The following is a 24,152-nucleotide window of genomic DNA, read 5'->3' on the forward strand; positions in this document are numbered from 1 at the left end:
CGACTACTCGACGGTGACCGACTTCGCGAGGTTGCGTGGCTGGTCGACGTCGAGGCCCTTGGCCGCGGCGAGCTCCATGCCGAACATGTGCAGCGGTGCCACCGCGAGCAGCGGCTCGAACAGCGGGGTCGCGAGCGGGATCCGCAGGACCTCGTCGGCGAAGGGCAGCACCGCGGCGTCGCCTTCTTCGGCGATCGCGATCACCCGGGCACCGCGGGCGCGGATCTCCTGGATGTTCGAGACGACCTTCGGGTGCAGCGACCGGGGGTCGCGCGGCGACGGCACGATGACGAAGACGATCTGGCCCGGCTCGATCAGGGCGATCGGGCCGTGCTTGAGCTCACCGGCGGCGAAGCCCTCGGCGTGGATGTACGCGAGCTCCTTGAGCTTGAGAGCACCCTCGAGCGCGATCGGGTAGCCGACGTGGCGGCCGAGGAACAGCACGCTCCGGGTGTCCGCCATCCAGCGAGCCAGGTCCTTGATGCCGGCGGCGTCCTCGATGGTCTGCTGCAGCTTCGGGGCGAGCCCCTCGAGCTCGGCGACCTGCTCGGCGATCTGCTCGGTGGTGAGCGTGCCGCGCAGCGTCGCCAGGTGCAGCCCGAGCAGGTAGAGCGCGACGCCCTGGGCGATGAAGGCCTTGGTCGACGCGACGGCGACCTCGGGGCCGGCGTGCGTGTAGATCACGGCGTCGGACTCACGCGGGATCGTGGCGCCCTGGGTGTTGCAGATCGACAGGACCTGCGCGCCCTGCTCGCGGGCGTACTTGACGGCCATGAGCGTGTCCATGGTCTCGCCGGACTGGCTGATCGAGACGACCAGGGTGCGCTCGTCCAGCACCGGGTCGCGGTAGCGGAACTCGTGCGCGAGCTCGACCTCGACCGGCACACGAGCCCACTGCTCGATGGCGTACTTGCCGAGGATGCCGGCGTAGGCGGCGGTGCCGCAGGCGATCACGATGACGCGGTCGACCGTCGCCAGGCGGTCGGCGATCGGGTCGAGGTCGGTCAGCGTGACGGCACCGTCGTGGACGCGACCGAGGATCGTCTTCGCGACCGCCTCGGGCTCCTCGCTGATCTCCTTCGCCATGAACGAGCTCCAACCGCCCTTGTCGGCGGCGGAGGCGTCCCAGTTGACCTCGAACTCGGTCGGCGTGGCCGGGGTGCCGTCGAAGTGGATGACGTCGACGCCGTCGGGGCGGATCGTGGCGATCTCGTCCTGCCCGATCGACAGCGCGCGCTGTGTGTAGGCGACGAACGCGGCGACGTCCGAGCCCATGAAGTTCTCGCCGTCGCCGAGCCCGACCACCAGGGGCGAGTTGCGACGGGCACCGACGACGACGCCGGGCTGGTCGGCGTGCACGACGAGGAGCGTGAAGGCCCCCTCGAGTCGCTGCACGGCCTGCTGCATGGCGGCGGTCAGGTCACCGGTCTCGCGGAAGGCGCGTCCGACCAGGTGCGCGGCGACCTCGGAGTCGGTCTCGCTGCGGAACGCGATGCCCTCGGCCTGCAGTTCGGCGCGGAGTTCGGAGAAGTTCTCGATGATGCCGTTGTGGATGAGGGCGAGCTTGTCGCCGTCGGCCAGGTGCGGGTGGGCGTTGCCGTCGGTCGGGCCACCGTGGGTCGCCCAGCGGGTGTGCCCGATGCCCGTCGTGCCGTCCGGGATCGGCGACGACTCGAGTTCGTCGACGAGGGCCTGGAGCTTGCCCGCCTTCTTGGCGGACACGAGGTCACCTGCGGGGTCGACGACGGCGATGCCCGCCGAGTCGTAGCCGCGGTACTCGAGGCGACGGAGGCCCCCGAGGAGGACGTCCTGGCTGCTGTTGCTGCCGACGTAGCCGACGATTCCACACATGGAACCGATCCTACGGTCTGCCTGGACGCCGACCCTGCGAAGCGACCGAGGGGAGCGAATCGAGCACAATCGACAGCATTCTGCGGAATCCGTTAGACAAGCGTAGAGTCTCCTCGATGCACGCCGCACTGAACCCGTACTCGCCAGGCGCCGGCCTGCGCCCCCCGGAGCTGGTCGGGCGCGACGCCGAGATCGAGGCGTTCGACCTCGTCGTGGCACGGTCGCGGCGCGCGCTCGGAACGCGCAGCATGATCCTCCACGGGCTGCGTGGGGTCGGGAAGACCGTCCTCCTGAACCAGTTCCGCATGCAGGCTGACGCCGCGGAGTGGTTGGTGGTCGACGTCGAAGGGCAGACGAGCGTGTCCGGCCGAGAGGGTGCTCGACGGAGGCTCGCGCGGGAGATCGCGCTCGCAGCACGTCGCCTTGCCCGCGGCCGCTCGGTCAGCGCAGCCGTGCAGCGCGCGCTCGGCACGGTCACGTCGTTCGGTGTGCACTTCGGGAACATCGGCTTCGACCTGGGGTTCTCCGCCGTCGAGGGTCGCGCGGACTCCGGCGTCATCGAGATCGACCTCGAGGAACTCGTCGAGGACCTCGCCCCCGCGCTGCGGGAGCAGAACCGCGCGCTCGCACTCTTCATCGACGAGGTCCAGGACCTCGACCTCGAGTTGCTGTCCGCGCTGCTGTCCGTCCAGCACCGGGCCGGACAACGTGGCTGGCCGTTCGTGATGGTCGGGGCCGGTCTGCCGAACGGACCGGCCAAGCTGACTGCGGCGCGGTCCTACGCCGAGCGCCTCTTCGACTACCGGGAGATCGGCTCGCTGCCGTCGGGAGCAGCCGCTGACGCGCTCACGGTTCCGGCCGCCCGTTCCGGGGTGACTTTCGATGCCGCGGCGCTCGATCTCCTCATCGATGCCTCGGGCGGGTACCCGTACTACCTCCAGACCTACGGGGCGGCGGCGTGGGACCTCGCGGCCGACCGACGGATCACCCACGATGACGCAGCAGCTGCCGTCGACCGCGGCAACGCAGAACTCGACAGCGGTTTCTTCCCGTCCCGCTGGGACCGTGCCACACCTGCGGAGCGGCAGTACCTCGTGGCGATGTCGGAGGATCCGGCCGGCGTCTCCGGGACTGCCGTCGTGGCATCGCGCCTCGGTGCGGAACCGAAGGGGACCAGCCCGGCACGACAGGGACTGATCGAGAAGGGCATCATCTACGCGCCCGAGCGCGGCAAGGTGGCGTTCACGGTGCCGAACATGGGCGAGTTCGTCCGCCGTCAGGCCGATCTCGACATCGTGGACTAGCGTCCAGGCCATGGGACGCTTCGACGACATCGCGATCACCACGCTGCACGGCGAGGACACCACGTTCGGCGCCTACGCCGACAAGGCCGTCCTGGTCGTGAACGTCGCCTCCCGGTGCGGCCTCGCCCCGCAGTACGAGCAGCTCGAGGCCCTGCAGAAGCAGTACGGCCCCCGCGGGTTCACGGTGCTGGGCTTCCCGAGCAACCAGTTCCTGCAGGAGCTCGGCTCGTCCGAGGCGATCGACGAGTACTGCTCCACCACCTGGGGCGTCACGTTCCCGATGTCCGAGAAGGTCAAGGTCAACGGCAAGAGCGCCCACCCGCTCTACCAGGCACTCAAGGAGACCCCGGACGCCGACGGCAAGGCCGGTCGGGTCGCCTGGAACTTCGAGAAGTTCCTCGTCGCCCCCGACGGCACCGTCACGCGGTTCCGCCCCACGACGAAGCCGGACGCCCCCGAGGTCGTCGCCGCCATCGAGGCGGCCCTCCCCGCCTGACGCGTCGCGTCCTGCGGACACGCACCGAGCACTGGACGGGAGGCCCGGGGCACGTGAGCCGACCGGCTCACGTGCCCCGGGCCTCCCGTCTGTACGCTCGATCCCATGCCGTTCTCGGAGACCGCCGTCGCGCACCCGACCCCGTTCGTGGAGATCCCGCGTGACGAGTGGTCCCAGCTCGCCCCGAAGGAGCACCTGTCGCTCACCGAGACCGAGATCGTGCAGTTGCGCGGCCTCGGCGACCGGTTGGACATGCAGGAGGTGCAGGAGGTCTACCTGCCCCTGTCCCGCCTGCTCACGCTCTACGCCGCCGGCGCGCGGAACCTGCACGCCGAGACGAGCCGGTTCCTCGGGGAGCGCGCCGGACGCACGCCGTTCGTCATCGGTGTCGCAGGTTCCGTCGCGGTCGGCAAGTCCACGGTCGCCCGCCTGCTCCGCGAGCTGACGAAGCGCTGGCCGGACACCCCTCGGGTCGAGCTCGTGACGACCGACGGCTTCCTGTACCCGAACGCCGAGCTGGAGCGCCGCGGGATCATGGACCGCAAGGGATTCCCGGAGTCGTACGACCGCCGCTCCCTGCTGCGCTTCGTGAGCCAGGTGAAGAGCGGGGCGACCGAGGTCCGCGCGCCGTACTACTCGCACCTGGTCTACGACATCGTGCCCGATGCCGAGATCGTCGTCCGGCAGCCCGACGTGCTCATCGTCGAGGGCCTCAACGTGCTGGCACCGCCGGTGCACGGGCGGCTCGCACTGTCCGACCTGTTCGACTTCACGATCTACGTGGACGCGAAGACGAAGGACATCGAGTCCTGGTACGTCGACCGGTTCCTCGCCCTGCAGGAAGAGGCGTTCTCGAGCCCCGACTCGTTCTTCCACCGGTTCGCCTCGCTGTCGCGCGAGGACGCGGTCCGGACGGCGACCGAGGTCTGGCGGGCCATCAACGAGCCGAACCTGCTCGAGAACGTGCTGCCCACGCGCTCCCGCGCCACGCTGGTGCTGAAGAAGGGCGCGAACCACAAGGTGAACTCGGTCCTGCTCCGCAAGATCTGAGCGGGGGGGGACAGCAAAACACCGGTGTTCGCGAGCTGAACCGCGTTCTGCGCGTGTTCAACCGGCGAACACCGGTGTCTTGCGGAGGGGACCCTACGCGGCGTCGAGCGCCAGGCGGTCCTGCACGACGGCGGCGAGCTCCTCGGCGATGCGCTGGGCGTCGTCCTGCGAGGCAGCCTCGACCATGACGCGCACGACCGGCTCGGTGCCCGACGGACGGAGCAGCACACGGCCGCTGTCCCCGAGCGCCTCGCTGGCGGCGGCGATGGCGTCCTGCACGCCCTGGTCGGCGAGCCCGTGACGATCGACGCCCCGGACGTTGAGCAGCACCTGCGGGAACACGGTCATGCACGAGGCGAGCTCCTGCAGCGACTTCCCCGTCCGCGCCATCTCGGCCACCAGGTGCAGCCCGGTCAGGATGCCGTCGCCCGTGGTGGCGAACTCGTTGAAGATGATGTGGCCGGACTGCTCGCCACCGATGGAGTAGTCGCCCTCGGTCATCTTCTCGAGCACGTAGCGGTCGCCCACGCCGGCCTCGATCACGGTGATGCCCGCGTCGGCCATGGCGCGCTTCAGCCCGAGGTTCGACATGACCGTCGCGACGAGGGTGTCGTCCTTCAGGCGGCCGCGCTCCTGCAGGGACAGCGCGAGGATCGCCATGATCTGGTCACCGTCGATCGCGTTGCCCGCGGCGTCGACCGCCAGGCAGCGGTCGGCGTCACCGTCGTGCGCGATGCCGACGTCGGCACCGTGCTCGAGCACCGCTCGGGCGAGGTTGTCGATGTGGGTCGAACCGACGCCGTCGTTGATGTTCCAGCCGTCGGGGTCGGCGCCGATGAGCGTCACGCGGGCCCCCGCGTTGACGAACACCTCGGGCGAGACGCCGGCGGCGGCACCGTTCGCGCAGTCGAGCACGACGTGGATGCCGTCGAGCCGGTGCGGCAGCGTGCCGAGCAGGTGCACCACGTAGCGGTCCTCGGCGTCGGCGAACCGTGAGATGCGCCCGACGTCGATGCCGGTGGGGGTGGGTGCGGAGTGGTCGTGCATGGCCGCTTCGATGCGGTCCTCGACCTCGTCCGGCAGCTTGCGGCCACCCGTGGCGAAGAACTTGATCCCGTTGTCGGGAGCGGGGTTGTGCGATGCGGAGATCATCACGCCGAAGTCGGCGTCGATGTCCGCGACGAGGAACGCCGCGGCGGGCGTGGGTATGACCCCGGCGTCGAGCACGTCGACGCCGGCCGAGGCGAGCCCGGCCGCGACGGCGGCACCGAGGAACTCGCCGGAGACGCGCGGGTCACGCGCGAGGACCGCGCGCGGGCGCGGTCGGCCCGACGCCCGGCGGGCGTCGGCATGGTGTCCGTGTGTGAGGACGGCCGCGCTCGCCTGGGCAAGACCCAGTGCGAGCGCGGCCGTCAGCTCGCCGTTGGCGAGACCACGAACCCCGTCGGTACCGAACAGACGCGGCATGGCGATCTTCAGCCGGTGACGACTAGCGCTTCGAGAACTGCGACGCCTTGCGGGCCTTCTTGAGACCGGCCTTCTTGCGCTCGATGACGCGGGCGTCACGGGTGAGGAAGCCGGCCTTCTTGAGGGTCGCGCGGTTGTTCTCGCGGTCGATCTCGTTCAGGGTGCGGGCGATGGCGAGGCGGAGCGCGCCGGCCTGACCCGAGGGGCCGCCACCGGTGATGCGGGCGACGACGTCGTACGAGCCGAGGAGCTCGAGCACCTTGAAGGGGTCGTTGATGAGCTGCTGGTGCAGCTTGTTCGGGAAGTAGTCCTCGAGCGTGCGGCCGTTCACGACGAACGTGCCGGAGCCCGGGACGAGCCGGACGCGCGCGATGGCCTCCTTGCGGCGCCCGACGGCACCGCCGGAGACGTTGAGGATCTGACGGGGAGCGGCCTCGGCAGCGGCGGGTGCGCTCTCCGTGGTGAAGCTCTCCGGGGTCTGGTCGAGGGAATCAGCGATCTGAGCCATGAGTTTTCTGTGTCCTTGAAGTCGTCGTGGCCGGAACTACTGTGCGACCTGGTCGAAGATGTACGGCTTGGGCTGCTGCGCGGCGTGCGGGTGCTCCGCGCCGGCGTAGACCTTCAGCTTCTTGAGCTGCTCGCGGCCGAGGGTGTTCTTCGGCAGCATGCCGCGGATCGCCTTCTCGACGGCGCGGGTGGGGTGCTTCTCGAGCATCTCCGGGTAGGAGGTCGCCGTCAGGCCGCCAGGGTAACCCGAGTGACGGTAGTAGACCTTCTTCGCGAGCTTCGAACCGGTCAGGGCGACCTTGTCGGCGTTCACGATGATGACGAAGTCACCCATGTCCATGTGCTGGGCGAAGGTGGCCTTGTGCTTGCCGCGCAGGAGCGCCGCGGCGTGGGTGGCGAGACGGCCGAGGACGACGTCGGTGGCGTCGATGACGATCCAGTCGTGCTGGACGTCTGCCGGCTTCGGTGAGAACGTGCGAGTCACAGGAGTGCTGCTTTCGTGTCGAGGTGAGGAGTCCGTGAATCCCACTCCGGTCGGGAGTTCCACGGGCAGAAGCACGGGGAACACCTCGGTTGGAGGGCTCATCTGACTGTCCGCGCGCGGGGCGCACAGACCAAGGTGAGAGCCTAGCCGACGCGGGGTACGTCGGTCAAACGCGGCCGACTGCCGGCCTGGAGGCGCGGGGCGGCCCCGCACCGCGCCTCCCGTCCGTCACGCGGTCGCGCCCACCGCGCATGGTGAGCAGAAACGGTCGGGTCCGCTGTGCGAACCCGACCATTCCTGCTCACGAAGTGCGCCCGTGGGGCGTGGGGACTACTCCGCAGCCGCAGCCCGACGTCGGCGACGCACGATCAGCACGCCTGCGCCCGCCGCGAGCAGCAGGAACGCCACCAACGCACCGGCACCCATCCCTGCGGCACCCGTGAACGCGAGCTGCCCGTCCACGGTGATCGTGATCGGGGTCCACCCGATCAGGCTCCCGTCCGCAGCCGTCACCGCCAACCGGTGCGCACCAGCCGCCGTGTCCGCCGGGATCGTCACCCGCACCGTCCCGTCAGCAGCCACCACCGCGGTGCCGATCAGCGTCGGCTCCGAGAACAACCACACGTTGACCGTGTCACCGGCAGACGCAGTGCCCACCGTCACCGTGATCGTCTCCCCCGCACGAGCCGACGCCGGAGCCGACACCCCGCCACGGTTCGCCTCCGTCAACAGCGACTCCGACGGCGCCACCGGAACAACCGACGGGGTGATCCCGTCGACCGGCGGCACCGGAGTCGGGGTCGGCGTCGGGTTCGGCACCGGGGTCGGCGTCGGCGTCGGCACCGGCGTCGGGTCCGTGCCCGGATCGGTGCCCGCGGCGTCCAGGTCGAACCCGACCAGGATCGGGTCGTGGTCGCTCGCCCGGTACACGTCGTCGGTGTACAGGTTCGTCGCGTTGTAGTTGTAGCGGCTGTACTCCAGGCCCACCGACTCGACCGAGTTGATGTTCCAGATGTCCACGCCCGTGACCGTCTCGAGCGCGGCCTCCGACGCGAACACGTGGTCGAGCGAGCCGCTCAGGCCGGAGAACACGTACGAGTACTCGGTGCTGTCGAGCGCCGGGCCGAGGTCGGTGTAGCCGGCCTCGTCGAGGACCACCACCGGGTCCTCCTTGCTGTAGGCGTTGAAGTCGCCGAGCATGAACACCTTGTCGGTGCCGTACTGCTCCTGCATGTCGGTGGAGAAGGTCACCAGGGCCTTCGCCTGCTCGACGCGGTCGGCGTTCGACGCACCCTGACCGTCGCCCTGGTCGGCGTTCTCGCCGGTGCCGGAGCCCTTGGACTTGAAGTGGTTCGCGATCACCAGGAAGTCGTCGTCCGCGGTGCCGCCGACCGGGCGGAACGCGTCCGCGACGGGCTGGCGGGCGTTCGTGAACGCGTCGTCGAGCAGGATCGTCGACTCGCCGACGGGCTCGACGCGGTCCTTCTTGTAGATGAGGGCGAGGCGGATGACGTCCTCGCTCGCGGGCACGACGGCCGGGGACTTCGCGTAGGCCCAGGTGTCCTGGCCGGTGGCGGCGTTGAGCGCGTCGACCAGGGTGGCCACGGCGGCGTCGCGGTCCTGACCGAAGCGGACCGAGTTCTCGATCTCCTCGAGCGAGACGACGTCGGCGTCCAGGCCGTTGATGGCCTTCACGATCTTGACCTGCTGGCGCAGGAAGTCCTCCTGCTCGGCGGCGCCGCGGGCGTCGCAGCCGGAGTTCACCGTGACGGGGTCTCCGGCACGGTCCGTGTAGTACTTGCAGCCGGTGAGCTCGTCGCCCGTGGTCGGGAAGTAGTTGAGCACGTTGAAGCCAGCGAGCTTCAGGTCGCCACCGACGTCCTGCGGTGCCGGCTGGCGCACCTTCGAGAACGACGCCGGCAGGTCGGCGGCCGGGGTCGCGCCCGTGATCGGCGCGGTCGGCTGGAACTTCCACCCGTTGTTGCGGTAGTCGAGGACGACCGGCTCGGTGAAGGTGGTGGCGGCCCCGACGGTGACCGGGCCCTGGGTGAGCCACGACACCGGGATGCCCTGGTTCGCCTGGGTCAGGAAGTTGGTGCTCGCGCCGTCGTCGAGCGTGACCTTCCGCGCGGCGTTGTCAGCCTCGACGGCCTTCGCGTCGGCGCTGCCCGGTCGGCCGACCTCGGTCGGCTGGACCAGGCGCTTCGTGCCGCTGGCGAGCACGACCTCGCCGTACTGGTTCGTCGTGTAGTTGTCGGCGACGGTGTACGCCCCCTGGGGAGCGACGAGCATGCTCTCGAGCGACTCGCGCTGGGCGTCGGACGACGGGAACGCGACCGCGGCGGGCTGCGGTGCCGCGACGGTGTCGTCCAGCTGCTGCAGCGACGAGGCCCCGGACACCGTGAGCTCGGTCAGGCCGAAGTACTCGGACACGGCGCCGGTGACCCGGACGTGGTCGCCCTCGTGCACCAGACCGGCGGTGGCGGACGAGAAGACGAACACCGCGTCGGACGCGGTGTGGGCGCCGAGGTCGATCGCGCCGCCGGTGCCGGGGGTCTGGATCGTGTAGCCGTTGAAGCCGCCGGTGCCGTAGACCGCGGTGACGACGCCGTCGGTCGTGACGTTCTTGCCCGCGTACGGCGAGGTGTCCGTGGTGCCCTGCAGCTGGGCGATGGTCACCGTCTCGGCGGGGGTGCCGGGCGCGGGGGTCCCGCCGTCACCCGGGTCGGTGGGCTCCGTGGGCTCGGTCGGTGCCATCGTCTCGCCCGCGGCGTTCCGTGGGGTGAGCGTCGTCGTCACGGAGAAGTCCGCACCGTTGACGTCGGTGTCCGTGGTGCCCTGGCGGACCAGGCCGTTCGGGACGGAGTTGTCCCCGGTCACGGTGCGCACGGCCGACTCGAACGTGTTCGAGGCGCCGTAGCCGAGCAGGTCGACCACGCCGTCGGTGCCGGTGGCGACGGGTCCGGCGGCGAGCGCCAGGGGTGCCGTGGCGTCGGACAGCACGAGCGTGCCCGTGGTGCCCGACGGGTTGAGCGTCGCGGTGTCGTCGGCGGCGGGCAGGTCCTCGCCGGCCGCGGTGGCCCCGCCGTTGCCCGCCATCGACACCAGGAAGGTGCCCTTGGCCGGCACGGTGCCCTGGAGTGCACTGGCCGAGAACGTGCCGGTGCCCGTGGCGGAGCGGTACTGCAACGACCAGCCGTCGAGCGACACGGCGGCGTCGGTCGGGTTGCCGATCTCGACGAACTTCTCGTTGTAGAACGCGCCCTTGCTGCCCGCCTTCAGGTAGGCCTCCTCGATGACGAGGTCGGTCCCCTCGGGGTTCGCGGTCGCTGCGGTGACGGTGACGAGTGGGGCCGCGAGGAGCGTCGCGGCCGCCGTGGCGCACAGCAGAGTGCGTCCGAGGGTGTTGGCCATGCCCGCACGCTACCGACCTGCGGGGACATTCAGGTTGCGTCGAGGTGAATGATTGCGTTCGGCAACATCAGCCCGGTCACGATCGGCGACACAGCGGGTCGCGCGGCATCAGCCGATCGCGTTCGGCGGCACAGCCGATCGCGCGGCATCAGCCGAGCGGCAGCCAGGTCCCACCCACGCGGCGGACGGCCGGTCCGTGTCCCGGCAGCACGAGGGCCGGGAACGGCAGCGCCCGTGCCGACTCGAGCGCGCGGTCCTGGTCGGCGGTGAAGAACGGTGTGATCATCCGGGGTCGCGGGGCCCACGACCCGGGCTGGGTGTCGTGTCGGCTGACGACTGCGTCGCCCGTGACGATCGCATCCGCCGCGGGCAGCAGGTACGCGGTCGAGCCGTCGGTGTGGCCGACGGCCGGGAACGGTGCGATCGCCCGACCCGCGAAGTCCGCACCGGTGAACGCGCGAGCGGACGGCACGGTCGTGGGTCGCAGGGCGTCGGATCGGATAGCCCGCGCCAGCCAGGCGAGCACGCGAGGGCTGGCGAGCCGGCCGCCGATCTCCGCCGGGGTGACCTGCTGCCGCTCGGGTCCGCGCACGTTGGCGAGCTCGTCGGCGTGGGCGAGCACCTCGACGTCGGGGTACCGCTCGAGGATCCCGGGGATGCCGCCGACGTGGTCGACGTGTCCGTGCGTGACGTAGACGCGACGGAGGTCGGCCGGGTCGTGCCCGGCGGCGCGCACGGTGTCGAGCACGAGGTCGGTGTCGGCCGGGTAGCCGGCATCGATCAGCGCGACGCCGTCCTCCTCCGCCAGCACCACCCAGTTGGACACCGGACCCTCGACGAAGACGACTCCGGGGGCGACGGACACGACGGAACGGGGTTCGCGCGGGCTCATCCCTCGACGGTACCGTCCGCCGAGCGTCGGGCCCGGGTCTGCTCCGCCCGCTCCGCGAGCTCCGCGTCCGCCGGGTAGCCCACCTCGGTCAGGGTCAGCCCCTTCGCCGGCGCCGTCTTGAAGGCGCTCGTGCGTTCCTCGGCGACGCGCAGTTCCTCGAGGCGGTCCGGGCCGAAGCGGCCCTCGCCCACGGCGATGGTCGCGCCGACCATGGCCCGCACCATCGAGTGGCAGAAGGCGTCGGCCTGGAGGCGCGCCACCAGCACGCCGTCCGGCTCGCGGTCCCAGCGGAACTGCTGCAACGTCCGGATGGTCGTCGCCCCCTCGCGCGGCTTGCAGAACGTCGCGAAGTCGTGCAGCCCGAGCAACGTCAGCGCACCGCGCTCCATCGCTGCCGGGTCGAGCCGCGCCGCGTGCCAGACCGTGTGTCCACGACGACGTGGATCGCGCGGGGCGTCGGCGTCCGCGATCCGGTACTCGTACCGGCGCCAGAGCGGGGAGAACCGGGCGTCGAACCCGTCGGGTGCCACCGAGGCACCGGTCACGACGACGTCCCCCTCGGGTGCCGCGATGCCGTTGACCCGCTTGAGCAGCCCGTCGAGCGGTGACCGGCCCGTCCCGCGCTTGGCGGTCAGCGCTGCCCACTGCTCCGCCGACAGGTCCAGGTGCGCGACCTGCCCGGTGGCGTGCACCCCGGCGTCGGTGCGTCCGGCGACGGTGAGCAACGGTGGTTCGCCCCAGCGGGTGAACACGGTGGCGAGTGCGGTCTCGAGCGCGCCCTGCACCGTCCGGAGCCCGGGCTGCCGGGCCCACCCGGAGAACGCCGCCCCGTCGTAGGCGATGTCCAGTCGCAGCCGCACCGTCTCACTCACACGACCACGGTAGCGATGTCAGCGCCACGTCAGTGCCGCGTGAGCGCCCCGCGGCAGCATCGTCCCCGACATCGACGAAAGGAACCCGCGATGACCACGACACCGCTCGCGGTGGAGGCCACCGGCCTCGTGAAGACGTTCGGCTCGAACCGGGCCGTGGACGGTGTCGACCTCCGCGTGGAGGCCGGCACGGTCTACGGCGTGCTCGGTCCGAACGGCGCCGGCAAGACCACCACCATCTCCATGCTCGCCACCCTGCTGCGGGCGGACGGTGGCGAGGCCCGGATCTTCGGCCACGACGTCCGCCGCGAGGCCCAGACGGTCCGCACCCTGATCGGCGTGACGGGGCAGTACGCCAGCGTCGACGAGACGCTCAGCGCGACCGAGAACCTGGTGGTCTTCGCCCGCTTGCTCGGATTCTCCCGCGCGGATTCGAAGCGGAAGGCCGTCGAGCTGCTGGAGCGCTTCGGGCTGACCGAGGCCGCGTCCCGTCCGCTCAAGGGGTTCTCCGGCGGCATGCGTCGTCGACTGGACCTCGCCGCGAGCCTGATCGCACAACCGCCCCTGATCTTCCTCGACGAGCCGACGACGGGCCTCGACCCCCGCACCAGGGCACAGATGTGGGACACGATCCGCGAACTCGTGGCGACCGGTTCGACCGTCCTGCTCACGACGCAGTACCTCGACGAGGCCGACCAGCTCGCCGACCGCATCGCCGTGATCGACCACGGCAGGGTCGTCGCCGAGGGCACGAGCGACGAGCTGAAGTCGAGCATCGGCACGGCGTCGTTGCAGCTCCGTCTGGCCGACGCGCTCCTCCTCGACACGGCGCGGGACATCGTCCGGAACACGCTCGGCGTCGACGCGGTCGTCAGCCCCGAGGGGTCGCGCCTCACCGCTCCGATGGCAGACCCCGACCGGGTGACCGACCTGCTCGTGTCGTTCCGGCAGGCCGGTGTCTCGCTCGCCGAGATGAGCGTGCAGAAGCCGACGCTCGACGAGGTCTTCCTGACCATCACCGGTGCATCCGCGCACACCGAAGGCGACGCCCACCACGAGCTCGAAGGGACGCCACGTCGCCCGCGATCGCTCCCCCGAAGATGTACGTGAACATCACGGTGAAGATGATCGGCAGGGATCATCATGGGACTCCGTCCGGCCGGGGGCTTCGGCGCGGTGGTCCTCGCCGGGCTGCTCGTGATCGTGGTCGCCTGGGCGATCAGCTGGATCTTCGCCTACTTCGGTGTGGTCGCCCGGACGGCGTCGAGCGTCTCCGGCATCTCGAACATGGTGCTGTTCCCGTTGACGTTCCTGTCGAACGCGTTCGTGCCGGCCGACACCCTGCCGGACTGGTTGCGCTGGTTCTCCGAGGTCAACCCGATCTCGCACCTGATCACCGCCGTCCGTGACCTGGTCAACCAGGGCACGGTGGGCGTCGACCTGTGGATCAGCCTGCTCGGTGCGGCGGTGATCGTCGCGGTGTTCGCGCCCCTGACGGTCCGCGCCTACATGCGGAAGGCCTGAACCGCACGATCAGTGGTCGCTGAAGCGCATCCGCTCGAGCAGCGTCCGTGCCCGCGAGACGGCCTCGGCCCGGTCCCAACCGGCCGAGGCCGTCTCGGCATCCGTCACGGCCGGGTCGCCGAGCGCGGTCACCAGCAACGGCCGTATGCGGGTGTGCGCGAGCACCCCGAAGTCCTGCCGTGACCCGAGTCGAGCAGTCATCCCCCACGCCTGCGCGGCGGACTCCGGCTGACCGGTCCGGACCGCGGCGAGCGCCAGCCCGAGCAGGGTGGTCCCGATGACCGGCAGGTCGAGCCACCACGGGTGCAGGCGCAGCATCACGAGCGCACCGACACGCAGGCGTCTCGCGACCGCCACTTCGGTGGCCGGGAGGCCCGGTGCGGCCCCGCCGGTCCGGCTCACCGCCACCTCGTCAGCAGCCGCGATCCGCGCCACGCCCGCCATCAGGCTCCAGTGCGGCGTCTCCTTCCGGATCGGGACGATCGCGTCCCAGGCGGCGGCGTACGCGGCCGCCGCGGAGTCGAGGTCGCCCTCGTACCGGGCGCACTCCGCGGCGATCGCCGTCGCGAGGACGCCGATCTGCATCCGGTCGCCGTCGAACCCACCACGCCCCTCCGTCGGCCGCTGCCGCAGGTCGTCGGCGACGGCCCGGGCGCGTGCCACGTCGCCGGTCGTCGCTGCGCAGAGCCCGACCGTCCACCCGATCTCGTACAGGTCGTCGTCGGCACCGAACCGTTCGAGCTGCTCCCGCGCGGCCTCGGCGGCCGCCAACGCCTCGGAGTGGCGCCCGGTCTGCGCGAGCAGCTGCGTGACGGTGACGGCGATCGAGCCCGAGGTCCACGCGTCGTTGCTGATCCGTGCGAGCGCCTCGGCGCGGTGGGCGTACCGCAGGGCGACGGCCGTGTCGCCGTCGTTCTCGGCCAGCGGCGCACTGAGCATGTTCGCCAGGCACGCCACCCCGGGCTCCGGGTCCTCGCGCAGGCGGGCCAACAGGGCACTGCCGTCGGCAGGCCGGCCGAGGGTCAGCACCAGTGCGGCCTGCGCGTCGAGGACCGCGTACCCGGTGCTGCCGCCGGCGAACACCCGCCGCAGGGCCGACACTGCGAGGCCGGCCGTCCGCCGGTCGCCGAACGCAGCAGACGCCCCGGCGACGACGAGGCCCACCACCACGGCGGTGCGGTCCTCCGACGCTGGGACGGTGCCGCCCAGCAGCGGCACGATGTCCGGACCGAGGGCGACGACCTCGCCGTGCGCGCCTCGGAGTGACCAGTACCCCGCGAGTGCGGCGAACAGGTGCGCGCCCGCGGAGGCGTCGCCGGCGCCCAGGCTCCAGCGCAACAGCGTGATGAGGTTGTCCGCCTCGCGTCCGACCTGTCGGAAGCACTCGAGCTGCGGCTCACCCGTGATGGTCAGCAGGTTGCGGGCGGCGGTGAAGCCGCGACCCCATCGGATCATGGCCGACCGCACGTCCTCGGTGGCGCCGGCATCCCGGAGCCGTGCGGCACCGAACTCGCGGACCGTCTCGAGCAGGCGGTACCGCACCGGTTCGCCCTCGTGCTCGACCAGTTGCACGAGGGACTGCTCGACCAGCTCGGCGAGGTCGTCGAGCGCCGCTCCGCGGCGTTCGGGCAGCGTCACCGACTCGACGGCGTCGACCGCCAGCCCGTCCGGGAACAGCGCGAGACGGGTCAGCAGGTCCTGCGCACCGTCGTTCAGCAATCGCCAGCTCCACTCGATCACCGCGAGCAGGGTGCGGTGCCGCTCGGGAGCACTCCGGTCACCGCCGCGGAGCAGCGCGAACCGGTCGTCGAGTCGACGCTCGATCTCGTCGGTGCTCATGCCGCGGATCCGTGCGGCCGCGAGTTCGATCGCCAGGGGTGATCCGTCCAGCCGCGTGCAGATGCGGCGGACGGCGTCCACGGGCAGTACGGCACCCGGACGCGCCGCCCGCGCCCGCTCGGTGAACAGGCGCACGGCGGCGCCGTCCGCGGCGACGGGCAAGGGTGCCAGCGGGGCCACGACCTCACCGGCGATCGCCAGCGGTGCCCGCGAGGTCGTGAGGATCCGGAGCTGCGGCACCGTCGCGAGCAGGTCTGCTGCGAAGGTCGCGACCTCGGCGACCAGGTGCTCGCAGTTGTCGAGGACGAGCACGGTGGGACCGTCGGCCAGGGCGTGGACGACGCGCGATCCGAGGTCCGCGGCGACGGCGTCCCGGAGCGACCGGGCCGATCGGAACTCCGCGATCCCGAGCAGCGCGGCGAGGGCGGGGACGATGTCCTCCGCTGCGGTGAGCGGCGCGAGCTCGAAGACCACGACCCCGGTCGTCGGCGGAAGGGCAGCTGCGACCGCTTGCGCGAGGCGGGTCTTGCCGAGTCCGCCTGCACCGAGGATCGTGACCAGCCGGCTCCTCGAGAGCAGGTCGCCCACGACGGCGAGGTCGTCCTGTCGCCCGACCAGCGCGTTCGGCGCTGCCCGCAGCCCGGTGCGGCGCGCGGTGCCGACGGACACGTTGGACCGGCGGAGCAGGTCGGCGTTCAGGCGGACGAGGTCCGCCGACGGGTCGGCGCCGAGTTCGTCGGCGAGACGGTCCCGGTGCGCGGCGAACACGGCGAGCGCCTCAGTCGTGCGCCCCACTGCGGCGAGTGAGCGCATCGCCCCGGCTGCTGCGACCTCGTCGAAGGGGTTTGCGAGCGACTCGGCTGCCCACACCTCGGCCGCCTCGTCCGCGTGTCCGTCGTCGGACAGGGCGGTGCCGAGCGCCCGTCGGAGCCCGCGGCGGGCGGCGTTCGCCCGGTCGGCCAGCGCCGTGCCCGACTCGCCGTCGACGTCCGCCCCGGGGTCACCGCGCCAGAGGTCGAGTGCGGCGGACACGGCCGCCCGGTCACCGTTGCCGAGTGCTCGTTCGGCTCGGAGCAGGTCGACGTCGTCCGGACCGCCACCGAGCGCGTACCCGGTGCTCGTGGACACGACGATGCCGTCCGCGACTCCCCGACGCAGCCGCGAGACGAGCGTCTGCAGTGCAGCTCGCGCACCGCGCGGTCGTTCGTCCGGCCACAGGTCCTCGATCAGGGACTCGCTCGTCAGCGCGTTGCCGCGTGCGAGCACGAGCGCGGTCAGGAACGCCCGGGCGAGGGCCCCCGGCACCGCGGTCGGAGCGCCGTGGGCGTCGTCCACCGTGATCGGACCGAGGACGGCAATGCGGGGGCGGTCGGTCACGGGGCGAGTCTACGGACGACCACGGACGGGCCGGCCACTCAGCCGCGCGGACGACCGAACGCCGAGGGTCCGGTCCGGGTGTCGAGGTCGTCGGTGGCGCGTCGTTCTGACTCGACGATCCCGCGCAGGGCGACGAGCGCGGCCGAGGTGACCGCAACGTGCGAGGGGTTCTCACGTGATGCGTCGAGCGCGGACTCGAGTCGTTCGATGGCCGCTTCGGCCTGGTCCTCCGGGGAGTCGCCGCGGATCGTGCTGGCGATCTCCCGCAGTGCCTCGGCGATGGGCGTGGCGAACGCGGGGTCCGGACGCCCGACGCCCTCGGACACCGGGCCGGAGCGTGCGACGAGCTCGGTGAGGTCGGTCGTGTACCAGGCGACCCGCTCCAGTGCGCGGAAGCGTCCGCCGTCCTTCTGGAGCCGCGCTCGTGACCCGCGAAGGGCACCACGGGGGTTGAGCCGACGGCTCTCGTGCGCGATCGCCACCCGCGACCGCACGTCCGCGATCGCACGGTCCAGGCGGTCCTGCTGGTGGTCCCACGCCTTCTCGTCGCGCTTGCCCTCCTCGAGCACGGCTGCCAGCCCGTCGAGGTGGTCCGCCAGCACGCCGTTCACCGCGTCGATGCGGTGTTCGGCGTCCCAGAAGTGCAGCGGCGGGAACACCAGGAAGTTGACCAGCAGCCCGACCACGACGCCCACGGCCATCTGCACGAGGTACCCGAGCGAGTAGCCCTCGGCGTGCGCGCCGCCGACGAGCAGGACGAAGAGCGCCGCGGTGGACACCCACGAGCTGCCCTCGCCCAGCACGCGGAACCCGCCGACCAGCACCCCGACGCCGACCGCCAGCGCGATCGCGAGGAAGCCGGGATCGCCGACCCACATCGTGAACGCGGCGATGAGGATGCCGAGGGCGATCCCGACCAGGGTCTGCACGCCGCTCCGGATGCCCGCGAACACCGTGGTCTGCATCGCGACGACGGCGCCGAGTGGTGCGTAGTAGGGGTACTCGGCCGCGACGCCCGGGATGTGCTGCGCCACGAACCAGGCAATCACCGCAGCAGCGGCGGCCTTGCCGGCGTGCAGCAGGCGCGGCTGTGTGCCCGAGGTCCGGCTCCACCGCCAGACCCGTGTCCCCAGACCCGCAACGTGCTGGAACGCCATGACTTCCTTCCCTGTCGTACCGGTCGGCCACCCTACGCGGCGCGTCGTGCGTGCCGTGGAGTCCGTACCCGCGACCAGCCTCGAACGCGAGGAAGCCCCCGCGACCTGGGTCGCGGGGGCTTCCTCGTGGTGGTGCAGCGCCCCGGAGGGCACCGGACTACTTGGTGTCGGCGTCGTCCGACTTCTCGGCGGCGTCGGCCTCGACCTCGGCAGCAGCCTCGGTCTCGGACTCGGTCTCGACCGGAGCGGACTCCTCGGTCGTCTCGGTGTCCTCAACAGGCACCGTCTCGACCGGGGCCTCCTCGGTGGTCTCGTCAGCGGCGGGCTCGTCGACCGGGGCGGCAGCAGCGGCCGGAGCCGAGTTGCGCTTGACCGGAGCGGGCGTGCTCGAGACGGGCTCGAGGACGAGCTCGATCGACGCCAGCGGGGCGTTGTCGCCCTTGCGGAAGCCGAGCTTCGTGATGCGGGTGTAACCGCCCTGGCGGTCCTCGACCTGGGGGGCGATCTCGGTGAACAGCGTGTGCACGACGGACTTGTCGCGCAGGATGCTGATCACACGACGACGCGCGTGCAGGTCGCCGCGCTTCGCGAACGTGATGAGACGCTCGGCGACCGGACGGAGGCGCTTGGCCTTCGTCTCGGTGGTCGTGATGCGACCGTGCGTGAAGAGGGCGTTGGCGAGGTTGCTCAGGAGCAGGCGCTCGTGGGCGGGACCGCCACCGAGGCGGGGGCCCTTGGTGGGCTTCGGCATGTCAGTTCTCCAGTGGTGAAAGTGGTGCGCGCGGTGTCAGCGCGCTTGCGCGTGAGCGCGAGGTCAGTTGTTGGACTCGTCCTCGTCGTACCCGCTGTAGAAGTGGGCGCCGTCGAATCCGGGGACGGTGTCCTTGAGGGACAGGCCGAGCTCGGTGAGCTTGTCCTTGACCTCGTCCACCGACTTCTGACCGAAGTTGCGGATGTTCATGAGCTGCGTCTCCGACAAGGCGACGAGCTCGGACACCGTGTTGATGCCCTCCCGCTTCAGGCAGTTGTAGCTGCGGACCGACAGGTCGAGGTCCTCGATCGGGGTCTGCAGTTCGTTCGAGAGCACGGCGTCGACCGGCGCGGGGCCGATCTCGATGCCCTCTGCCGCCGTGTTGAGCTCGCGAGCGAGCCCGAACAGCTCGACCAGCGTGCGACCGGCCGACGCGATGGCGTCGCGCGGCGTGATGGCCGGCTTCGCTTCGACGTCGACGACCAGGCGGTCGAAGTCCGTGCGCTCACCGGCACGCGTCGCCTCGACGCGGTAGGTGACCTTCAGGACGGGCGAGTAGATCGAGTCGATCGGGATCTGACCGGCTTCGCTGAACTCGGAACGGTTCTGCGTCGCCGAGACGTAGCCACGGCCACGCTCGATCGTGAGCTCGAGCTCGAAGCGCGCGGTGTCGTTCAGGGTCGCGATGACGAGTTCCGGGTTGTGGATCTCGACGCCGGCCGGAGCGGAGATGTCCGCTGCGGTGACCTGACCGGCACCCTGCTTGCGCAGGTACGCCGTGATGGGCTCGTCGTGCTCGCTGGAGACGACCAGGCTCTTGATGTTGAGGATGATCTCGGTGACGTCTTCCTTGACACCGGGAACGGTGCTGAACTCGTGGAGGACGCCGTCGATGCGGATGCTGGTGACAGCCGCGCCGGGGATCGAGGAGAGGAGCGTGCGGCGCAGCGAGTTGCCGAGGGTGTAACCGAAGCCCGGCTCGAGCGGCTCGATGACGAAGCGCGAGCGGTGCTCGGAGATCGGCTCCTCGGTCAGGGTGGGGCGCTGTGCAATGAGCACTGTGGGATTCCTTTCGGCGAAGTGTCCGCTATATGACACTTGGCGGTACGACGGGGCCGCATGGGCCCCGACGGGTCTGTTGAGTTGTGATCACGCGCACACACGTGCGCGATCGAACGACCAGGAATGGCCGCGGGCCCTGCCCGCCCTCGCCGGAACGGATCCGGTCAGGGGACGAGCAGGGCGCGGCCGGTTGCTCCTCGCGTCAGACGCGACGGCGCTTGGGCGGGCGGCACCCGTTGTGCGCCTGCGGCGTGACGTCGTTGATCGAGCCGACCTCGAGGCCAGCGGCCTGGAGGGAACGGATCGCGGTCTCGCGACCCGAACCCGGGCCCTTCACGAAGACGTCGACCTTCTTGACGCCGTGCTCCTGCGCCTGACGCGCAGCGGACTCGGCGGCGAGCTGCGCCGCGAACGGCGTCGACTTGCGCGAACCCTTGAAGCCCACGGCACCCGAGGACGCCCAACTGAGGACGGCACCCGACGGGTCGGTGATGCTGACGATCGTGTTGTTGAACGTGCTCTTGATGTGGGCCTGGCCCACAGCGACGTTCTTCTTCTCCTTGCGGCGCGGCTTGCGCGCGGCAGTCTTGGGGGTAGCCATCGGGGTCTCCTATCGAGCCTTCTTCTTGCCTGCCACGGTGCGCTTCGGTCCCTTGCGGGTACGAGCGTTGGTCTTGGTGCGCTGACCGCGCACCGGGAGACCACGACGGTGGCGAAGACCCTCGTAGCTGCCGATCTCGACCTTGCGGCGGATGTCGGCGGCGACCTCACGGCGGAGGTCACCCTCGACCTTGAAGTTGCCCTCGATGAAGTCACGGAGGGCGACGAGCTGGTCGTCGGTCAGGTCCTTGACGCGGATGTCACCGGAGATACCGGTCTCCGTCAGTGCCTGGACGGCGCGGGTACGGCCGACGCCGTAGATGTACGTGAGTGCGATCTCCACGCGCTTCTCGCGCGGGATGTCGACGCCTGCTAGACGTGCCATGTGATGGCTGCTCCTGTTGTCGATGGAGGTGTGGCGCAGTACCGGTGCTCGGGCCTCCGCCCCGAGGTGTCCCCCGGTCGTCGTGCGACCGGGTTCTGGTACTGCGTTGTCGATCTTCAGTTGTGGGTCGTGCTCGAGCAGCCTGGTGTCCGATGGACACCGTCAGCGCCGGTCACGCGCCCGGGACTAGCCCTGGCGCTGCTTGTGACGCGGGTTGCTCTTGCAGATCACCATGACGCGGCCCTTGCGGCGAATCACACGGCAGTGTTCGCAGATGGGCTTGACGCTGGGGTTGACCTTCATGGTTCTTTCCTCGTGCTCGCTGGCTTCGTGCTCGGCAGGATTGCCGTGCCGTTCCTTTCCAGCTCGCGGATCACTTGTAGCGGTAGACGATCCGGCCGCGGGTCAGGTCGTACGGGCTCAGCTCCACGATCACGCGGTCCTCGGGGAGGATACGGATGTAGTGCTGGCGCATCTTCCCGGAGATGTGCGCGAGGACCTTGTGTCCGTTCGTCAGCTCAACGCGGAACATCGCGTTGGGCAGAGCTTCGAGCACCGAGCCTTCGATCTCGATGACGCCGTCTTTCTTGGCCATAGCCTCACTGTCGCTTGGTTGTGGAACAGGTGTGATCCCCGAACCGGTCTGCGGGTCGGTCGCCACACCCGAGAGGGCATGACACACCAAAGATCGATCTTATGTGGTAAACCCGCAATTGCCAAGTGGGGACGCGGAACACCCCACGTCTGGGGCTTCCGGGGCCGTGCCTGAGCGTTGCACAGTGGTTTGACGGCGCGCTCCGGGCGCACACATGCGCGCGAACCGTAGTTTTGCTCCGCAGCCACGTCCGTCGCACCAGCAGATCGCGCCGGACCACCGAACGGAGAACACGTGCCCGACGCCACCCGACGCCCCTTCGCCAGCCACGGCAAGCAGGCCCGTCGCCGGGGTTGGGGCACGCTCGTCACCGTCGTCGCGTCCGCCGTAGCCGTCCTGCTCGTCAGCGGCACGAGCGTCGCCGCGATCGCCGGGGCACAGCTCGCCACCGCGCCGCAGACCGTCGCGCTGAGCACCGACGACCAGAGCACCGCGAAGACCGCCGACATCTCGGCGATCAAGGGCGGAGCGAACATCCTGCTCATCGGGAGCGACACCCGGGTCGGCCAGTTCGACTCCGACGAGGACGTCGAGGGCGCCCGCAACGACGTCACGATGCTCATCCACATCTCGGCGGACCACCAGCAGCTCACCGCGGTCAGCTTCCCCCGTGACCTGATGGTCCCCATCCCGGCCTGCACGAACCCCGCGACCGGCACGACCTACCCGGCGTCCACCTCGGCGATGTTCAACACCGCGCTCGGCAACGGCGGTGTCTCCTGCGTCGTGGACACGGTGGAGAACCTGACCGGTCTGAGCATCCCCTACGCCGGGCTCATCACGTTCGACGGCGTGATCGAGATGTCGAACGCTCTCGGCGGTGTGGACGTCTGCGTCGCCGAGCCGATCGACGACACGTTTACCGGCCTGCACCTCACGACGGGCTCGCACTCCCTCGAGGGCTCGGACGCCCTGGCCTTCCTGCGCACCCGCCACGGGGTCGGCGACGGCAGCGACCTCGCCCGCATCAGCTCGCAGCAGGTGTTCCTGTCGGCGCTCCTCCGCAAGGTCACCTCGGACGGCACGCTCTCGAACCCGATCACGCTCTACAAGCTGGCCGGCGCCGCCCTGTCCAACATGACGCTGTCCGACGGCCTGGCCCAGACCGGCACCCTCGTCAAGCTCGCGGCAGCCTTGCGCGGGATGAGCACGGCCAACATGCTCTTCGTGCAGTACCCGGTGGCCGACGACCCCGCCGACAACGCCCGCGTGATCGTCGACCAGGAGACGGCCCACACCCTGAACGTGGCGCTGCAGAACGACGTCCGGTCGTCGCTGAGCGACTCGAGCACCGGTCGCGCCTCCGAGGAGTCGCCGTCGAGCGGCGGGACGTCGAGCAGCACCGGGTCGTCCGGCTCCTCGGGGCCGTCCGGCACCTCGGGTTCGTCCGGGACCTCGTCGTCCGCCGGCACACCGTCGGCGACGTCGAGCGCGACCGCCACGCGGACGCCGACCGCGTCGGCGACGCCGCTGCCCTCGTCGATCACCGGGCAGAGCGCCTCCGAGGAGACCTGCTCCGTCGGCAACTGACGCGATGCCACGGCGCGTGCGCCCGGCGGTGGTCGGGTGGGTCCACGCGACGTCGTCGACGCGGCGGACGCCAGCCGGGCCTCCTGGCCGTCGCATCGTGCGGAGACACCCAGCGTGGGCACGGCGTGCGGACTGGAGGCCCGTCCTACGGGATCGGGACGGGCGTCACACCAAGCGGGGCCAGGCCCCGAGCGCCGCCGTCGGCGGCCGTGAGCACCCAGATGCCGGCCGCGTGCACCGCGACGCTGTGCTCCCAGTGCGCGGCGTCCGAGCCGTCGAGCGTCCGGACCGTCCACTCGTCGTCGTCCGTCAAGCTGTCGATCGCGCCGGCCGTGACCATCGGCTCGATGGCGACCACCAGCCCCGGCTTGACAGCAGGTCCGGCACCGCGGACGCGGTAGTTGAAGACCGGCGGTTCCTCGTGCATCGACCGACCGATGCCGTGGCCGGTGTAGTCCTCGACGATGCCCCACGCACCGGTCTCGTCGATCGCGTCCTCCACGGCCGAGCCGACCTCGTGCAGGTTCTTCGCGTGAGCGAGCGCGGCGATGCCGTGCCAGAGCGACCGCTCGGTCGTGTCACAGAGCGTCTGGCGGGCTGCGGTGACCGCTGCGTCGCCACCGGGCACGACGGTCGTGAACGCGCTGTCGCCGTTCCAGCCGTCGACCTCGGCGCCGGCGTCCACCGACACGATGTCGCCGGGCGCGAGCACGCGCTCACCGGGGATCCCGTGCACGATCTCGTCGTTCACCGACACGCACAGCGTGTGGCGGTAGCCGGGCACGAGCTGGAAGTTCGGGACTCCGCCGCCGTCACGGATGGTGCGCTCGGCGATCGCATCGAGTTCACCGGTGGTGATCCCCGGGCGGATCGCTGCACGGACTGCGTCGAGCGCCTCGGCGGTCAGCAGGCCCGGCCGGACCATCGCCCGGAGC

General features: G+C 70.8%; 21 protein-coding genes and 1 pseudogene. 6 read left to right on the plus strand and 16 right to left on the minus strand.

Going from position 1 to position 24,152, the window contains the following annotated elements; all coding sequences use genetic code 11:
• Positions 1-3 precede the first annotated feature (3 nt).
• On the minus strand, positions 4-1,851 hold the full coding sequence (glmS, locus tag DEJ20_RS16765) for a glutamine--fructose-6-phosphate transaminase (isomerizing) (protein WP_111234652.1): 1,848 nt from the start codon (positions 1,849-1,851) through the stop codon (positions 4-6).
• A gap of 116 nt (positions 1,852-1,967) precedes the next feature.
• Between glmS and DEJ20_RS16770 the strand changes: the two genes are divergently transcribed.
• The 3 genes from DEJ20_RS16770 to coaA all read left to right on the plus strand — a co-directional run bounded on the left by DEJ20_RS16770 (position 1,968) and on the right by coaA (position 4,701).
• Positions 1,968-3,155 (plus strand): ATP-binding protein, encoded by a 1,188-nt coding sequence (locus tag DEJ20_RS16770; RefSeq protein ID WP_111234651.1) that lies wholly within the window; start codon positions 1,968-1,970, stop codon positions 3,153-3,155.
• Positions 3,156-3,165: 10 nt separating this feature from the next.
• Positions 3,166-3,651: a glutathione peroxidase gene (locus DEJ20_RS16775; protein ID WP_071245463.1), complete on the plus strand. Its 486-nt coding sequence runs from the start codon at positions 3,166-3,168 to the stop codon at positions 3,649-3,651.
• Positions 3,652-3,756: 105 nt separating this feature from the next.
• Positions 3,757-4,701 (plus strand): type I pantothenate kinase, encoded by a 945-nt coding sequence (gene coaA / locus DEJ20_RS16780; RefSeq protein WP_111046473.1) that lies wholly within the window; start codon positions 3,757-3,759, stop codon positions 4,699-4,701.
• Positions 4,702-4,794: 93 nt separating this feature from the next.
• On the opposite strand, the gene glmM is transcribed toward coaA, so the two are convergent.
• The 6 genes from glmM to truA all read right to left on the minus strand — a co-directional run bounded on the left by glmM (position 4,795) and on the right by truA (position 12,337).
• Positions 4,795-6,168 (minus strand): phosphoglucosamine mutase, encoded by a 1,374-nt coding sequence (gene glmM / locus DEJ20_RS16785; protein WP_071245465.1) that lies wholly within the window; start codon positions 6,166-6,168, stop codon positions 4,795-4,797.
• A 22-nt stretch (positions 6,169-6,190) separates the two neighbouring features.
• Entirely contained in the window at positions 6,191-6,676 is a 486-nt protein-coding gene (gene rpsI, locus DEJ20_RS16790) for a 30S ribosomal protein S9 (RefSeq protein ID WP_027466716.1), read from the minus strand.
• Between the two features lie 36 nt (positions 6,677-6,712).
• Positions 6,713-7,159, minus strand: coding sequence for a 50S ribosomal protein L13 (gene rplM, locus DEJ20_RS16795; protein ID WP_027466717.1), 447 nt, complete (start codon positions 7,157-7,159; stop codon positions 6,713-6,715).
• Positions 7,160-7,489: 330 nt separating this feature from the next.
• Positions 7,490-10,573 carry an ExeM/NucH family extracellular endonuclease gene (locus tag DEJ20_RS16800; RefSeq protein WP_111234650.1) on the minus strand — a complete coding sequence of 1,028 codons (3,084 nt, stop codon included), beginning with the start codon at positions 10,571-10,573 and terminating at the stop codon, positions 7,490-7,492.
• 148 nt (positions 10,574-10,721) lie between these two features.
• Positions 10,722-11,465: an MBL fold metallo-hydrolase gene (locus DEJ20_RS16805; protein WP_111234649.1), complete on the minus strand. Its 744-nt coding sequence runs from the start codon at positions 11,463-11,465 to the stop codon at positions 10,722-10,724.
• Complete coding sequence (gene truA / locus DEJ20_RS16810) at positions 11,462-12,337, minus strand: tRNA pseudouridine(38-40) synthase TruA (RefSeq protein ID WP_111234648.1); 876 nt, start codon at positions 12,335-12,337, stop codon at positions 11,462-11,464. Before truA ends, DEJ20_RS16805 begins: the two co-directional genes overlap by 4 nt.
• Before the next feature lie 90 nt (positions 12,338-12,427).
• On the opposite strand from truA, the gene DEJ20_RS16815 reads away from it, so the two are divergent.
• Both DEJ20_RS16815 and DEJ20_RS16820 read left to right on the plus strand, forming a co-directional pair.
• A complete protein-coding gene (locus DEJ20_RS16815) occupies positions 12,428-13,447 on the plus strand; it encodes an ATP-binding cassette domain-containing protein (protein ID WP_111234647.1) in 1,020 nt (339 codons plus the stop codon).
• Positions 13,448-13,471: 24 nt separating this feature from the next.
• Positions 13,472-13,861 (plus strand): annotated as a pseudogene (locus DEJ20_RS16820) (ABC transporter permease); the annotation flags it as partial.
• A gap of 9 nt (positions 13,862-13,870) precedes the next feature.
• Here DEJ20_RS16820 and DEJ20_RS16825 read toward each other — a convergent pair.
• From DEJ20_RS16825 to infA, 8 genes are all read right to left on the minus strand, one after another.
• The gene (locus DEJ20_RS16825) at positions 13,871-17,077 is read right to left on the minus strand and encodes an AfsR/SARP family transcriptional regulator (protein ID WP_111234645.1); all 3,207 of its coding nucleotides are present in this window, start codon (positions 17,075-17,077) and stop codon (positions 13,871-13,873) included.
• A gap of 38 nt (positions 17,078-17,115) precedes the next feature.
• Positions 17,116-18,234: an FUSC family protein gene (locus DEJ20_RS16830; protein ID WP_111234644.1), complete on the minus strand. Its 1,119-nt coding sequence runs from the start codon at positions 18,232-18,234 to the stop codon at positions 17,116-17,118.
• Positions 18,235-18,391: 157 nt separating this feature from the next.
• Positions 18,392-18,985, minus strand: coding sequence for a 50S ribosomal protein L17 (rplQ, locus tag DEJ20_RS16835; protein WP_111234643.1), 594 nt, complete (start codon positions 18,983-18,985; stop codon positions 18,392-18,394).
• Positions 18,986-19,048: 63 nt separating this feature from the next.
• Complete coding sequence (locus DEJ20_RS16840) at positions 19,049-20,044, minus strand: DNA-directed RNA polymerase subunit alpha (RefSeq protein ID WP_017885506.1); 996 nt, start codon at positions 20,042-20,044, stop codon at positions 19,049-19,051.
• A 205-nt stretch (positions 20,045-20,249) separates the two neighbouring features.
• Positions 20,250-20,648, minus strand: coding sequence for a 30S ribosomal protein S11 (gene rpsK / locus DEJ20_RS16845; protein WP_017885507.1), 399 nt, complete (start codon positions 20,646-20,648; stop codon positions 20,250-20,252).
• Between the two features lie 9 nt (positions 20,649-20,657).
• The gene (rpsM, locus tag DEJ20_RS16850) at positions 20,658-21,032 is read right to left on the minus strand and encodes a 30S ribosomal protein S13 (protein ID WP_017885508.1); all 375 of its coding nucleotides are present in this window, start codon (positions 21,030-21,032) and stop codon (positions 20,658-20,660) included.
• A gap of 186 nt (positions 21,033-21,218) precedes the next feature.
• Entirely contained in the window at positions 21,219-21,335 is a 117-nt protein-coding gene (gene rpmJ, locus DEJ20_RS16855; protein ID WP_022903266.1) for a 50S ribosomal protein L36, read from the minus strand.
• A gap of 70 nt (positions 21,336-21,405) precedes the next feature.
• A complete protein-coding gene (gene infA, locus DEJ20_RS16860) occupies positions 21,406-21,627 on the minus strand; it encodes a translation initiation factor IF-1 (protein WP_017885509.1) in 222 nt (73 codons plus the stop codon).
• 294 nt (positions 21,628-21,921) lie between these two features.
• Here infA and DEJ20_RS16865 point away from each other — a divergent pair, with 294 nt between their 5' ends.
• The gene (locus DEJ20_RS16865) at positions 21,922-23,217 is read left to right on the plus strand and encodes an LCP family protein (protein WP_111234642.1); all 1,296 of its coding nucleotides are present in this window, start codon (positions 21,922-21,924) and stop codon (positions 23,215-23,217) included.
• A gap of 145 nt (positions 23,218-23,362) precedes the next feature.
• Here DEJ20_RS16865 and map read toward each other — a convergent pair whose 3' ends face one another.
• Positions 23,363-24,142, minus strand: a complete 780-nt coding sequence (map, locus tag DEJ20_RS16870) for a type I methionyl aminopeptidase (protein ID WP_502866599.1) — start codon at positions 24,140-24,142, stop codon at positions 23,363-23,365.
• Positions 24,143-24,152 lie beyond the last annotated feature (10 nt).

This window comes from Curtobacterium sp. MCSS17_005, assembly GCF_003234225.2.
Taxonomy (GTDB): Bacteria; Actinomycetota; Actinomycetes; order Actinomycetales; family Microbacteriaceae; genus Curtobacterium; species Curtobacterium flaccumfaciens.

What these genes read in the sequence shown, in the direction of transcription:
- rpsM (WP_017885508.1), bottom strand. Translation starts at nt 21,032, where the DNA reads ATGGCACGTCTAGCAGGCGTCGACATCCCGCGCGAGAAGCGCGTGGAG.
- rplQ (WP_111234643.1), bottom strand. Translation starts at nt 18,985, where the DNA reads ATGCCGAAGCCCACCAAGGGCCCCCGCCTCGGTGGCGGTCCCGCCCAC.
- DEJ20_RS16775 (WP_071245463.1), top strand. Translation starts at nt 3,166, where the DNA reads ATGGGACGCTTCGACGACATCGCGATCACCACGCTGCACGGCGAGGAC.
- DEJ20_RS16770 (WP_111234651.1), top strand. Translation starts at nt 1,968, where the DNA reads ATGCACGCCGCACTGAACCCGTACTCGCCAGGCGCCGGCCTGCGCCCC.
- rpsK (WP_017885507.1), bottom strand. Translation starts at nt 20,648, where the DNA reads ATGGCTACCCCCAAGACTGCCGCGCGCAAGCCGCGCCGCAAGGAGAAG.
- infA (WP_017885509.1), bottom strand. Translation starts at nt 21,627, where the DNA reads ATGGCCAAGAAAGACGGCGTCATCGAGATCGAAGGCTCGGTGCTCGAA.
- coaA (WP_111046473.1), top strand. Translation starts at nt 3,757, where the DNA reads ATGCCGTTCTCGGAGACCGCCGTCGCGCACCCGACCCCGTTCGTGGAG.
- map (WP_502866599.1), bottom strand. Translation starts at nt 24,142, where the DNA reads ATGGTCCGGCCGGGCCTGCTGACCGCCGAGGCGCTCGACGCAGTCCGT.
- glmS (WP_111234652.1), bottom strand. Translation starts at nt 1,851, where the DNA reads ATGTGTGGAATCGTCGGCTACGTCGGCAGCAACAGCAGCCAGGACGTC.
- rpsI (WP_027466716.1), bottom strand. Translation starts at nt 6,676, where the DNA reads ATGGCTCAGATCGCTGATTCCCTCGACCAGACCCCGGAGAGCTTCACC.
- DEJ20_RS16830 (WP_111234644.1), bottom strand. Translation starts at nt 18,234, where the DNA reads ATGGCGTTCCAGCACGTTGCGGGTCTGGGGACACGGGTCTGGCGGTGG.
- rpmJ (WP_022903266.1), bottom strand. Translation starts at nt 21,335, where the DNA reads ATGAAGGTCAACCCCAGCGTCAAGCCCATCTGCGAACACTGCCGTGTG.
- DEJ20_RS16815 (WP_111234647.1), top strand. Translation starts at nt 12,428, where the DNA reads ATGACCACGACACCGCTCGCGGTGGAGGCCACCGGCCTCGTGAAGACG.
- DEJ20_RS16800 (WP_111234650.1), bottom strand. Translation starts at nt 10,573, where the DNA reads ATGGCCAACACCCTCGGACGCACTCTGCTGTGCGCCACGGCGGCCGCG.
- DEJ20_RS16805 (WP_111234649.1), bottom strand. Translation starts at nt 11,465, where the DNA reads ATGAGCCCGCGCGAACCCCGTTCCGTCGTGTCCGTCGCCCCCGGAGTC.
- glmM (WP_071245465.1), bottom strand. Translation starts at nt 6,168, where the DNA reads ATGCCGCGTCTGTTCGGTACCGACGGGGTTCGTGGTCTCGCCAACGGC.